Source organism: Prevotella sp. tf2-5, assembly GCF_900115435.1.
GTDB lineage: Bacteria > Bacteroidota > Bacteroidia > Bacteroidales > Bacteroidaceae > Prevotella.
Genome location: NZ_FOWK01000011.1, coordinates 93701 through 106637, shown reverse-complemented (window position 1 = coordinate 106637; position 12937 = coordinate 93701). Strand labels below are relative to the sequence as shown.

Genomic DNA, 12937 nt, shown 5'->3' with positions numbered 1-12937 from the left:
TATGAAACTGAAAATTGCTGTCCTTCCTGGTGACGGAATAGGACCAGAGATTATGAAACAAGGTGTAGCTGTGATGGATGCTATCGCCGAGAAGTTTGGACATGAGTTCTCTTACGAGGAAGCTCTCTGTGGTGCTCATGCTATTGACGCGGTAGGTGATCCTTATCCAGAGGCTACCCATGATGTATGTATGCGTGCCGATGCAGTATTGTTTGCCGCTGTCGGTGACCTCCGTTTTGACAATAACCCCACAGCGAAGGTTCGTCCTGAGCAGGGTCTTCTTGCCATGCGTAAGAAATTGGGACTGTTCGCCAACGTACGTCCCGTTGCCACCTTTGACTGTCTGTTGCATAAGTCTCCGTTGAAAGACGAGTTACTGAAGGGTGCCGATTTCGTAGTCATCCGTGAACTGACTGGTGGTATGTATTTCGGTGAGAAATATCAGGACAATGACAAGGCATACGACACGGATATCTATACTCGTCCGGAGATCGAGCGTATCCTGAAGGTAGCCTTTGAGACAGCACAGAAGCGTAAGAAGCACCTGACAGTAGTCGATAAGGCGAATGTGCTTGCCAGCAGTCGTCTGTGGCGTCAGATAGCCAAGGAGATGGAGCCACAGTATCCTGATGTGAATACTGACTATATGTTTATCGACAATGCTTCTATGCGTGTATTGACAGAGCCTCGTTTCTTTGATGTCATCGTGACAGAGAATACGTTTGGTGATATCCTCACTGATGAGACTTCCTGTATCACAGGTTCTATGGGCTTGCAGCCTTCATCATCTTTAGGTGAGCACACCCCGTTGTTCGAACCAGTTCATGGCTCATGGCCACAGGCAGCAGGACAGAATATTGCCAACCCGCTTGCTGAGATTCTCTCCGCTGCGATGCTGCTGGAACACTTTGACCTGAAGAAAGAGGGTGCTTTGATTCGTGAGGCTGTGAATGCTTCCCTTGATGCCAATGTCCGTACTCCTGAGATACAGGTGGAAGGTGGTGCTAAATACGGTACCAAAGAGGTAGGTGCATGGATCGTAGACTATATCAAAAAGGCTTGATGCTGCTACTCCTGTCTGTTGCTGTGACTCAGCAACAGACAGTGCTGGCGCAGACCAACCAGGAGTGGCGTGACTCGTTGAATGTTCTCAATCAACAGATCGCACAGTCTCCGTATAATGTCGACCTTCATCTGAGAAAGGCAGCTGTCAATCTGGAGTTGCAGCAGTGGGAGTTCGCGGTTGACGAATATAAACTGATCCTGCGGAATGACGATAAAAACCTCACAGCCTTGTTCTATCGTGCCTATGCCTATATCCATCTTCGCCGTTATGACTTGGCGAAGAATGACTATAACGACATCTTGCTGGAGAAACCGACTCATATGGAGGCGCGTTTAGGATTGTCGTATGTGTACCAGTTGATGGGTAAGCGTAATGATGCGCTCGATTTACTGAATATTGTGGTGGAGCAACACCCGGACTCTGTTGCTGGCTTTGTGGCTCGTGCATCTCTAGAGACGGATATGCAGCGTTATGAGGCTGCTCTCTATGATTGGGAAGAGGCGACAAAAAGGGACCCTGATAATACTGACTACCAGTTGTCGTACATAGACGTGCTTATCCGTTTAGGAAGAAATGATGCCGCACGGAGGGAACTCGACAAACTGTCGGGTAGGGGAGTCAACCAAGGCTCACTCCGTGCTTTCTATAAGCGAATCAAGTAATTCCCATCTGCTAAAAGCCCCCCCTTAGATGCTTTTTATTCCGATACCTTGCATCACTTATTCCAATATCTCCTATGAGTGATGCAAGGCATCGTTATGGGGGTATAATAGATATTGCAATGGGGGTATAACAGATATTACCATGACCCTTGGAAAACAATGTTTATGAGTTTACCTGATGTATTGTATCGCCATCATCGTCAGGTCATCACTCTGTTCTGCATCCCCAACGAATTGATGAACTGCATCCGTCATCTTGTTGATGAGCTTATGAGGTTCTTGCTGTTGCTGAGAGAGAGCCTGTGATGCTACATCGTTGATACGTTCCATTTGGAACTGATTATAATTGGCATCCATTGCCTCGGTCAGTCCGTCAGTGAAGAGGAAGATAGTAGTGCCTGTTGAGATTTGTGCCTCTTGTAGTGAGTACTCCCATGATGGCAAGAAACCTACGGGAATGTTCGGGTCGCAAGGCAACTCACCGATGCCGTCTCCGATGAGCAGTGGAGCATCATGACCGGCATTGCAGTAGTGCAGATGCCCTGTGGGCAAATCGAGCACACCGACGAAGAGTGTAACGAACATCTGCGTTTTATTCATATCGGCGATAATCGTGTTCATTATAGTCACGATGTTATTCGGCATTGACTCATGTACTGATACGGTGCGGAAGACAGATCTGGTGACCGCCATGAAGAGGGAGGCGGGAACGCCCTTTCCAGATACGTCACCGATACAGAAAAAGAGTTTGTCGTCACGGAAATAGAAGTCGAACAAGTCACCACCGACCTCCTTGGCAGGAGTCAGTGAGGCATAAATCTGTACGTCGTCGCGGTCTGCCTTGGTGGGGAACTGCTCGGGAAGCATACCCATCTGTATACCACTGGCAATACGAAGGTCACTCTCTATCGAAGCTTTCTGAGCGGTGGTTTCTTTCAGTTCCTCAATATATTTAACCAACGACTGCTGCATATTGCCGAACGAGTGGCTCAGTTGACCAATCTCGTCGATGCGCTGGAAGTCAGGAAGTACTGCGTCAAACTGCCCTGATGCAATCGTCTCTGCCTCCCTTGCCAACCGGCGCAAGGGACTCAGCTCACGGGTGATGATGCGGATGAATAAATAGAGCATCAGCAACAGTCCTACGACAACGATGGACATGACAGCGCGGCGTAGGCGATCGAAACCACCGAAGATATCTTCCTCCGGACAGACGATAGCCATTGAACAGCCGGTCTGACCGAGGGGCTTATAGAATACGTAACAGTCCTTTCCGTTGAAGAACATTTTCTTCATGCCCTCCTCACCTCTCTGCATGGCATGTCCCAGTGCGATTAAAGCCGTGTCGGGGTGTTCCATTGTCTGGGTGAAGATGGTCTGGCGTGTGATCTTCGTGGTGTCAGGATGCACAAAATAGGTACCACCACGTCCAATCATGATACTGTAGGAGTTAGGGTAGGGCTTTACCATCGAGATGGTCTGTGAGAGCCAATTGATAGAGAGGCTGGTGTTGATGACGCCTATTTTCTTTCCCTCCTTGTCCTTGATGGTCTGGCAATAGCTGGTCACCATCTCACTCGTGTTCGTAGCCACATCAAAATCCACATAAGGCTCCGTCCAGCACGGTTTATCCAATAGAGTGGACATCAGATACCAGTCCATGAAGAAATACTGATAATTGTCGCTTCCGCCTTGTGTAGTACGTAAACTGTCACCGACATATCTGGTGTAAGCAGAGAAATAGCGACCCTTGTCTTGGAAATGTTCTGGTTCAAAAGCGATGGAACAGTTGTAGAAGTCGGGATTGTTCTGCAACATACCACGACTATAAACGAACATGGAGTCCGCTTTGTTAGGATGTCGTAGTACGAGCCATTTAGTCATGTTTGACGCCACTTCCACACGGTTCAGGATCCCCTCGACACGCAGTGATGTCTTGTCGAGGATCTGAGAGGCATGACTGATGGCTTCCTGACGCACAGCCTCACGAGACTGATAGAACTGGAACCCGAGTGCCACGACAAAGATGAGAGCGGCAAAAAGCACCACCCATAAACTGACCCTGACGGAGAGCTTGCGTCGGATATATTGTAACATTCCTTTCATATTCGTAGCTCTTTATTTATGTGGAATTAGTTCTTCATACGTCACCTCACGACTCAACATACTGTTCTCAACCATCAGCTGGCTGGCAAGTCGTACCATGTCGGGACGAAGACGGAACTCACGTTTCTTTGACTCACGATCCACCTGCAGGCGCAACACCTCTTTCAGCATCAACCGCTGCATCACACGGTTAGTGGCGATATGGTTCTTATCAACATACTGCATCACAATGTCAAGTGTCTCGTCAGGATGCTGGGCAGCCCATTCCCATCCTTTTTTGCTTGCCTCAGCAAAGCGACGAGCCTGTTCCCGATGTGTCTCATAATAGTCACGTCTCATATAGACACCGTCCTCCTGCACATTATAGCCATGGTCGCAGAAACGGTACACGTTCTTGTCTGTCATGACGATACCAGCCTGTATCAGCTGATAATACTCGTTGTAGCTCATTGCCAAGGTAGCATCAAGGGCTCCTGCTACGAACAGATTGATGTTTTGTGCAAAACGCACCCATTGGTAATCCAGATGGTCCTTAATACTCATACAAATAGCCAATTGCCCGAAGCCCACACTCCAGATACCTACACGAGCACCTTTCTGGGTCAGCGGGTCTTTGTCTTTGGCGGATACGATGACCATGGCGTTGTTCATCGATGTCTGGAGAATATTTACCAAAGGGATTCCCACGTCTATAATATCCATCGCCTGACAAAGTTGCAGTGTGGTAGCCTGACACTGGTTGTTACGCAAACGACTCATGGCTGGTTGTGTGGATGACGGATGCTCTATCCTCACATCAATACCTGCCTGACGATAGAATCCCTTCGCTTCCGCTACATAATAGCCTGCGAACTGCGCCTGTGCCGTCCACTGAGGGGTGAACACCAATGTCTCTTTCTTCACCTGTGCATTGCTACTGTTGACAGTGAAGACGGCTGCAAGCATCAGTAAAATGCTGATCTTTCTCATTATTATATTATTGTTTGCACAACCAACATGGTTTTGCTGTTGCAAATTTACAAAAAAAATTGAAAGTGAAACAAAAATAACATAAAAACTTGCAAGATTTGATTTTTCTCCTTATATTTGCAAAAATAAGTGACAAATACTAATCTTAAACAAGTACGATTATGAAGAAAAAATTTATTTGCGCCGTTTGTGGATATATCTATGAAGGCGATGCAGCTCCCGAGAAGTGTCCAATCTGTAAGGCTCCAGCCTCTAAGTTCTCAGAACTGAAGGACGATGCCGATATGACCTACGCTACTGTTCATAAGATTGGTGACGGTAAGCCAGAGGGTGTCAGCGAGGAGATGATTCAGGACCTGCGTAACCATTTCAATGGTGAGTGCGGTGAGGTAGGTATGTATCTCGCTATGGCTCGTCAGGCAGACCGTGAGGGCTATCCCGAGATCGCGGAGGCTTTCAAGCGTTATGCTTTCGAGGAGGCAGACCACGCCTCTCGTTTCGCAGAGCTGTTGGGTGAGTGTGTTTGGGACACCAAGACCAATTTGGAGAAGCGTGCCGCTGCGGAGGCTGGTGCTTGCGAGGATAAGTTCCGTATTGCCAAGAATGCGAAGGCTGCAGGTTTCGACGCCATTCACGATACCGTTCATGAGATGGCTAAGGACGAGGCTCGTCATGGTGCTGGTTTTGCTGGTTTATTAAAGAGATATTTTGGTAAGTAAAAACAATAATACGATAGGGAATCCGTTTTATCAAGTGATGAGACGGATTCCTATATTTATAATATTATTTCTATCAATTCTATTGGTAGGATGCTCTGATAATGACAAGTTCTCTTCAGACGCATCCGCTATATTGGAATTCTCCATTGACAGCCTTGCCATGGATTCCGTTTTCAGCCAGACATCCACAAGGACCTATGATTTCTGGGTGTATAACAAGGGAAACTCTGGAGTCCGTATCAAGGATGTTCATCTGATTCAACCCTCCAAATCCGGATTCCGTGTGAATGTGGACGGGCAATATGTTGACTCCGTTGCTTATGACTTTGAGGTCCGGAAGGGTGATTCTATCCGTGTCTTTGTCGAAATGACAGCTCCTGTCACCCAACAAGACGAACCGCAGCGTTTTGAGGACTTACTGGTTTTCTCGTTGGAGAATGGAAGGGAGCAACCAATCAAGCTGAGTGCATACAGTTGGAAAGCGATTTTCTATCATGATGTCTGGGAAATCAAGGAGAACACAACGATTGACGAGAGACGTCCCATTGTAATTACCAAAGGAATTTTCATCAACAAAGGGGTGACATTGACGATTTCTCATGCCCAATTATATTTTCATGATGGTGCGGGGATAGAAGTCGATGGGACCTTGGTGGCAGACAGCTGCTTGTTCCGTGGCGACCGTCTGGACAAGATGTTCTCTTATTTACCTTATGACCGTATCAGTGGGCAATGGAAAGGAATCTTCTTCCATGCTAACTCCACAGCTAATAAGTTGCAGGATTGTGAGATCAGGAATAGTTGTTCGGGGATATCCTGTGACGAGAAAACCTCCTTGTCTCTCCTGCGTTGTACGATTCATAACTGCAAAGGAACGGGACTAGAGCTCAACGAGTCTATGGCAAGCATAGATAGTTGTAGGATCACCAACACTTTAGGTGACTGTCTGAATGTGATAGGTTCCTTGGTGACTATAGACCACACCACATTGGCACAGTTCTATCCATTCTCCGCAGACAGAGGAGTAGCCCTTCGCTTTGACAGTGAGAGTGTCCTGATTTGTGATAACACACTCGTTACTGGCTATGAAGAGGATGTCATCATGGGCGACGGGTCAGGATTCTCATTCAATAATTGTATTCTCAGGACTCTAAAGCCCTCGGATATGGAGGATTTTGTCGATGTTATATGGGAGAGTCCCAAGGATGAGATTCAGGGAGAGAAACATTTTGTCGTCTTTGATACAGAGAATTTGTATTATAATTTCTCTATCAAGGAAGAGTCGCCTGCCCATCAGAACAAGATAGGTGACCTTAGAAATCTGTAAAGCCCAAAGGCACCAATTCTTTTATACCTTTTATTAAATAAATGTGTTTTGTGCCATACAGGAGAATCCGTATGGGCTGATGGAAACGTGTCTCTAACTCCACGATCGTCTGTCGGCAAATGCCACAAGGACTGATAGGCTCCTCCAACAACAGACCATCTGTACCACGGGCGGCTATAGCAATCATCTCGACAGGGGTGTCAGGATACTGAGCCCCAGCGGCATAAATCGCAGTACGCTCCGCACAGATACCTGCAGGGTAGGAGACATTCTCCTGGTTACATCCGACGACAGTCTTGCCGTTGGACAGATATACGGCAGCACCTACCCTGAAGTGAGAGTAAGGAGCATACGAACCAGCTGTGGAGGTAATCGCCTGATGTACTAATTCTTGTTCCTCATCAGTCAATTCACCTATTTGTGCCACTAGAATCTTCGATTTAAGCTCTATTTGTTCCATATTCTTTCTATTTATTTGCAAATATAATTATTTTTCTTTATTTTTGCAACAGAAATAAAGAATTGTTCATGAAAATAAAGATAGTTCTGGGGCTGATGGTATTACTCATACCTGTTTCTGTTAAGGGACAGATGAAATGGAGTCAGCAATTTCAGCAGTACTTTGATCAATATAAGGATATGGCAATTGACCAGATGAGGCGTTACCATATTCCTGCCAGTATAACGCTCGCTCAAGGTGTCTTGGAGTCTGGAGCGGGTAGGAGTGAGCTGGCAGTCAAGGGAAATAACCATTTTGGTATCAAATGTCATGGATGGACGGGACGTGCCGTCTATCATGACGATGACGAGAACAACGAGTGTTTCCGAGCCTATTCCAATGCCTCAGAGAGCTTTGAGGATCATTCAAAGTTTTTGTCTACCAGTAGTCGGTACAGTTCCTTGTTCCAATTGAAACAGACTGATTACAAGGGATGGGCTTATGGATTGAAGTCCTGTGGCTATGCTACCAATCCCCGCTACGCCATACAGTTGATTGACATTATCCAGCTCTATAAACTCTATGAGTTAGATGATGCAAAGTCATACAGCAAGTCTAAAAAATCCCATACTCCCGTTGGTGGTTCGTTGCTTTCCCATCGTGTGTATGAGTTTAACCAGAACTACTATGTCATCGCCAAAGCTGGTGATACTTTCCGTACCATCGGTGAGGAAGTCGGCGTCTCTTACAAAAAACTTGCAAAGTACAATGAGAACGAGCGTGATGCTCTTTTAGAGGAAGGAGAATTCGTCTGGTTACAGAAGAAACGTCGTAATACTCCAAAGGAGTATAAGAACCGACCGCATATTGTGAAGAGTGGTGAGTCAATGTACACAATATCACAACATTACGGTATTCGATTGAAGCATTTATATAAAATGAATGATTTAACACCAGATTACCAAATCAAAGTAGGTGATGTATTACGAATCAGATAATAATCGCAAAACTATAAAATGATGAAAAAGAGCCTTTATGTTTTAACCGTCTTGTCAGTCCTGACACTTATGGGATGCAACCGCTTCCGTGTAAAGACAGACCATAGTCAACAAATGGAACAAGTACGCCTTCCTATTGACACAGCACAAAAGAATGATATCAAGGAAGCCACGGAAGACGATAGTTGGAAAGACGAGCCGCTCCTTGAGATTCCAGACATCCCGGGAGAGGCGGGAGGACATCCCGACGCTTCTGGTGCAGACCGTATGTTCCGTGAAGGATATTAATTCGAAATCAGTCTTTGAGGAGATCCTCTAAGAAATTATCCAGATCTTTGTCAAGACCAGCCATAAGTTCTTGGTCGATGATTGCTGTGTCGTCATCGACCAGGTATAATTCGGCAAGATGCTCATGGTCATCATCCTCCAAGACGAAGGAGTATGGCTTGAGAATGGCCATTTTCTCAATGAGATCCTTTTGTTTGGTGAGCACAGAACGGAGTACGACAGCCACGTCCTCATAGAAATTATCATCTTTATTCTCTATCCACTGTTCGATAATACATCTGGTAATCTCTTTGTCGTCATCGTCAAAGGCAACGAGTTCACCTGTGTCCTGTGTCACTCTCAGGTGGATATCTGTCAGTATACCACTCTCATCATTGGTAGGAAACTTGTCAGCCACTTTACGGATGGCGCGTTCAATTTGTTGAAATGTTTGTTCTGTCGCTTTCATCATTCTATGCTTAAAACGATACAAAAGTAATTAAAAGTATGGATAATTGCAAACGATTACGAATATTTTTTTAAATTATTTTGTTCTAGTATCCATTTATTCACTTTTTTGTAGTATCTTTGCATTTGCTAAGTCGATATTACAAATCTATGAGTAACAGAATTCGTCATGAGGGAATCATTGACAGTATAGATGGGGGATGTGTCCATGTTCGCATTCTCCAGACTTCTGCATGTGCCGCATGTAAGGTGGCTGGCTATTGCAATGCTGCCGAGGCAAAAGAGAAAATCGTAGATGTGTTCCAGACTGATGCCTCTGCCATGAAAGTGGGTGACACCGTTACTGTGTCTACCACGGGTAATATAGCAGCTCAAGCCCTGTTATGGGCTTTTGGCTTTCCATTCATCTTGATGGTCGCTGTCTTGGTGATAGTACTTTGGCAAACAAAAAATGAAGGGATGGCAGCATTAAGCGGGCTTCTGACATTGATACCCTATTATGGACTTCTGTTCCTGTTACGTCACAGGATGCGTAGAAAGATGTCATTTGTCATTGAATAAACAAGTATAACTAAAACAAATACAAGAGATTATGAACTTTATTTTGATTGCGGTAACAGTATTAGGCGGTATCGGTTTGATTGCTGCTATTATACTGTATGTCTGCTCCAAGAAATTTGCTGTCTACGAGGATCCTCGTATAGCACAGGTGACAGAAGTGTTGCCTGGCGCTAATTGCGGTGGATGTGGCTTTGCTGGCTGTGGAGGTCTTGCTGATGCTTTAGTCAAAGGAGCTGATGCAGGAAGCCTGGATGGCTTGAAATGCCCCGTCGGTGGACAGGAAGTGATGGGTAAGGTAGCTGATCTGTTAGGAATGGCTATCGCCAATGGTGAACCGATGGTGGCAGTGGTTCGTTGTAACGGAACCTGTACGCTCCGTCCGAAAATCGCTGAGTACAGTGGCTTACGTTCTTGTGCGGCAATGAATGCGTGCGGTGCAGGTGAGACAGCATGTGGTTTCGGTTGTCTAGGATGTGGTGATTGTGTCGCCGCTTGTCAGTTTGATGCCATCCACATGAATCCTGAGACGGGCCTTCCCGAAGTTGACGAGGAAAAATGTACCTCTTGTGGTGCCTGTGTTAAAGCATGTCCTCGTCATATCATTGAACTTCGTAAGAAAGGTCCAAAGGGTAGGAGAGTCTTCGTGTCTTGTGTTAACAAGGATAAGGGACCTGTTGCCATGAAGGCTTGTAAGGCAGCTTGCATCGGTTGCGGAAAATGTGAGAAAGAATGTAAGTTCGGTGCTATCACGATAGATGGAAATGTCTCTTACATTGACTTCAACAAGTGCCGTTTGTGTAAGAAATGTGTGGAGGCATGTCCTACGAAAGCTATCCATGCTGTGAATTTCCCAGCTCCGAAGCCCAAGCCAGAGACTAGTGAAACAAGTACTCCTAGTACATCTAGTACTCCTGGTATTTCTAGTGAACCTAAAGTAGAAAAGGAGGAACAAGCATGAACGTAAGAACATTCCGTATTGGTGGTATTCACCCTGAAGAGAATAAACTGACCCATGAGGTAGTGACCAAGGTTGCCGACCTTCCCAAACAGGCAATCTTCCCCCTTTCTCAGCATATTGGTGCTCCTGCAAAGCCTGTTGTTGCCAAAGGTGACAAGGTTAAAGTTGGAACGATGATTGCCGAGGCAGGTGGTTTTGTGTCTGCTCCTATCTTCTCATCTGTCAGTGGAACAGTATTTAAGATTGATACTGCGATTGATGCTACAGGTTATCGTAAGCCTGTTATTATAATTAATGTGGAAGGTGATGAATGGGAAGAGTCCATTGACCGTTCTGATAAGCTGGAGACTGTTGAGGCACATCCAGAACTGACTCCTGAGGAAATCGTCAACCGTATCAAGGACGCTGGTGTCGTTGGTATGGGTGGTGCTTGTTTCCCCACATTCATTAAACTCACTCCTCCACCAACGGCAAAAGCTGAGTGTGTGATTATCAACGCAGTAGAATGTGAACCTTATATCACAGCCGACTATCGTTTGATGATAGAACATGCTGATGAGATCCTAATAGGTTTAGAGCTGCTGATGAAGGGGGCTAAGGTGAACACAGGTTACATTGGTATTGAGACAAACAAACCTAAGGCAATAGAATTGCTCACCCAAAAATGTGCGGAGAAGTTTAATGGCTCTACCTATCAGGTAGAAGTTGTTCCTTTGAAACAACGTTATCCACAGGGTGGTGAGAAACAACTCGTTGACGCAGTCATCCGTCGACAAGTGCCAGCACCTCCCGCTATCCCAGTTAATGTGGGTGCTATCGTCCAGAACGTCGGTACTGCCTTTGCGGTTTATGAGGCTGTTATGAAACACAAACCACTCTTTGAGCGTTATACCACTGTGACAGGTAAGCGTCTTGCAAACCCAGGCAACTTCCTGGTTCGTATGGGAACACCGATGAAGGATTTGATTGACGCTTGTGGCGGTATGCCCGAGGGTGACAATAAGTTGTTGGCTGGTGGACCGATGATGGGTAAGGCACTGACATCTATTGAGGTACCTATCTGTAAAGGTACAAACTCTGTGACAATTATCTCTGGTGATGAGGCTGTCCGTAAGGAACCACAGCCATGTATTCGTTGTGCCAAGTGTGTCAGTGTCTGTCCGATGGGCTTAGAGCCTTACCTGCTTGCCAAGCTCGCCGCAGTGCAGAACTGGGAGCGCTCAGAGCAGGAAGATGTTGTCAGTTGTATTGAGTGTGGCTCATGTCAGTTCACCTGTCCTGCCCATCGTCCGTTGCTTGACAACATTCGTTTGGGTAAATCCACAGTAATGGGTATAATCCGCAGTCGTGCTGCAAAGAAATAAGAAATAAATAAAGAATATACAATGGGAAAATTAATTGTATCACTATCGCCCCATGCACATGGAACCGATACGGTAGAGCGTAACATGTACGGTGTGATCATCGCCTTGTTGCCTGCACTGCTCGTGTCATTCTATTTCTTCGGCATTGGCTCTGCCATTGTCTGTGCTACGAGTGTCGCAGCCTGCGTCCTCTTCGAGTGGGCTATCAATAAGTTTATGCTGAAAAATGAGCGAACCACGATTTGCGATGGTTCTGCTGTCCTGACAGGTCTGCTGCTTGGTTTCAACCTCCCCAGTAACCTTCCTATCTGGATTATCATCATTGGTGCCTTGTTTGCCATCGGTGTAGGAAAAATGACATTTGGTGGTCTGGGAGGTAATCTCTTTAACCCTGCTTTGGTTGGACGTGCCGCTCTGTTAGTGGCTTTCCCTGCTCAGATGACGACGTGGCCGAAGGTGGGACAGCTCACCAGCTATCTCGATGCAGAGACAGGTGCCACACCACTTTCCATCATGAAAGATGCTATTAAGAACGGTGATGCATCTCTACTTAATCAACTACCTGACTCCATGTCTTTGTTCTTAGGTAATCATCCTGACGGAGCAGGAGCAACGGGTGAGATATGTGCTTTGGCACTGTTGATAGGTTTTGTTTATATGCTCTGGAAAAAGATTATCACTTGGCATATTCCTGTATCTATCATTGGAACTATCTTCGTATTCGCTGGATTGCTGCATCTTGCTAATCCTGTCTACGCAGATCCTATTAGTGTCATCTTATCTGGTGGTCTGATGCTGGGTGCTATCTTTATGGCAACCGACTATGTCACCTCACCGATGACTCCAAAGGGACAACTCATCTATGGTGTTGCCATCGGTTTTCTGACAATAGTCATCCGTAACTGGGGTGCATATCCGGAGGGTATGTCGTTCGCCATTCTGATTATGAATGCGTTCACACCGTTGATTAATACTTATGTTAAACCCAAGCGCTTCGGTGAAGTGCCTGCCAAAAAGTAAGAGGAGGAAAGAC

14 protein-coding genes are annotated in these 12937 nt (G+C 46.0%); 10 read left to right on the top strand and 4 right to left on the bottom strand.

Annotated elements, in window-relative coordinates; translation table 11 throughout:
- Position 1 precedes the first annotated feature (1 nt).
- Positions 2-1063, top strand: coding sequence for a 3-isopropylmalate dehydrogenase (leuB, locus tag BM257_RS11800; RefSeq protein ID WP_092072860.1), 1062 nt, complete (start codon positions 2-4; stop codon positions 1061-1063).
- Positions 1033-1728 carry a tetratricopeptide repeat protein gene (locus BM257_RS11795; protein ID WP_092072857.1) on the top strand — a complete coding sequence of 232 codons (696 nt, stop codon included), beginning with the start codon at positions 1033-1035 and terminating at the stop codon, positions 1726-1728. Before leuB ends, BM257_RS11795 begins: the two co-directional genes overlap by 31 nt.
- 171 nt (positions 1729-1899) lie before the next feature.
- Here BM257_RS11795 and BM257_RS11790 read toward each other — a convergent pair whose 3' ends face one another.
- Together BM257_RS11790 and BM257_RS11785 are read right to left on the bottom strand one after the other, a co-directional pair.
- Positions 1900-3834, bottom strand: a complete 1935-nt coding sequence (locus BM257_RS11790) for a SpoIIE family protein phosphatase (RefSeq protein ID WP_092072854.1) — start codon at positions 3832-3834, stop codon at positions 1900-1902.
- A gap of 12 nt (positions 3835-3846) precedes the next feature.
- Positions 3847-4803 (bottom strand): ABC transporter substrate-binding protein, encoded by a 957-nt coding sequence (locus tag BM257_RS11785; RefSeq protein WP_092072995.1) that lies wholly within the window; start codon positions 4801-4803, stop codon positions 3847-3849.
- A gap of 161 nt (positions 4804-4964) precedes the next feature.
- Here BM257_RS11785 and BM257_RS11780 point away from each other — a divergent pair, with 161 nt between their 5' ends.
- Positions 4965-5522: an NADH peroxidase gene (locus BM257_RS11780; RefSeq protein ID WP_092072851.1), complete on the top strand. Its 558-nt coding sequence runs from the start codon at positions 4965-4967 to the stop codon at positions 5520-5522.
- Positions 5523-5559: 37 nt separating this feature from the next.
- Positions 5560-6849 carry a right-handed parallel beta-helix repeat-containing protein gene (locus tag BM257_RS11775; protein ID WP_092072848.1) on the top strand — a complete coding sequence of 430 codons (1290 nt, stop codon included), beginning with the start codon at positions 5560-5562 and terminating at the stop codon, positions 6847-6849.
- Here BM257_RS11775 and BM257_RS11770 read toward each other — a convergent pair.
- A complete protein-coding gene (locus BM257_RS11770) occupies positions 6836-7309 on the bottom strand; it encodes a cytidine deaminase (RefSeq protein ID WP_092072844.1) in 474 nt (157 codons plus the stop codon). The two genes, BM257_RS11775 and BM257_RS11770, sit on opposite strands and share 14 nt — an antisense overlap.
- Positions 7310-7377: 68 nt before the next feature.
- Here BM257_RS11770 and BM257_RS11765 point away from each other — a divergent pair, with 68 nt between their 5' ends.
- Positions 7378-8286: a glucosaminidase domain-containing protein gene (locus BM257_RS11765; RefSeq protein WP_092072841.1), complete on the top strand. Its 909-nt coding sequence runs from the start codon at positions 7378-7380 to the stop codon at positions 8284-8286.
- A gap of 18 nt (positions 8287-8304) precedes the next feature.
- Positions 8305-8574, top strand: a complete 270-nt coding sequence (locus BM257_RS11760) for a hypothetical protein (RefSeq protein ID WP_143096843.1) — start codon at positions 8305-8307, stop codon at positions 8572-8574.
- Between the two features lie 7 nt (positions 8575-8581).
- Here BM257_RS11760 and BM257_RS11755 read toward each other — a convergent pair whose 3' ends face one another.
- On the bottom strand, positions 8582-9022 hold the full coding sequence (locus tag BM257_RS11755; protein ID WP_092072992.1) for a hypothetical protein: 441 nt from the start codon (positions 9020-9022) through the stop codon (positions 8582-8584).
- A gap of 149 nt (positions 9023-9171) precedes the next feature.
- Here BM257_RS11755 and BM257_RS11750 point away from each other — a divergent pair, with 149 nt between their 5' ends.
- Genes BM257_RS11750 through BM257_RS11735 form a run of 4 tightly spaced genes read left to right on the top strand, consistent with a single transcriptional unit; the run spans position 9172 to position 12924 of the window.
- Entirely contained in the window at positions 9172-9582 is a 411-nt protein-coding gene (locus BM257_RS11750; protein ID WP_092072835.1) for a SoxR reducing system RseC family protein, read from the top strand.
- Positions 9583-9613: 31 nt separating this feature from the next.
- Positions 9614-10540 (top strand): Fe-S cluster domain-containing protein, encoded by a 927-nt coding sequence (locus BM257_RS11745; protein ID WP_092072832.1) that lies wholly within the window; start codon positions 9614-9616, stop codon positions 10538-10540.
- A complete protein-coding gene (gene rsxC, locus BM257_RS11740; RefSeq protein WP_092072829.1) occupies positions 10537-11904 on the top strand; it encodes an electron transport complex subunit RsxC in 1368 nt (455 codons plus the stop codon). Before BM257_RS11745 ends, rsxC begins: the two co-directional genes overlap by 4 nt.
- A gap of 21 nt (positions 11905-11925) precedes the next feature.
- On the top strand, positions 11926-12924 hold the full coding sequence (locus BM257_RS11735; RefSeq protein ID WP_092072826.1) for an RnfABCDGE type electron transport complex subunit D: 999 nt from the start codon (positions 11926-11928) through the stop codon (positions 12922-12924).
- The last annotated feature ends 13 nt before the right edge of the window (positions 12925-12937 follow it).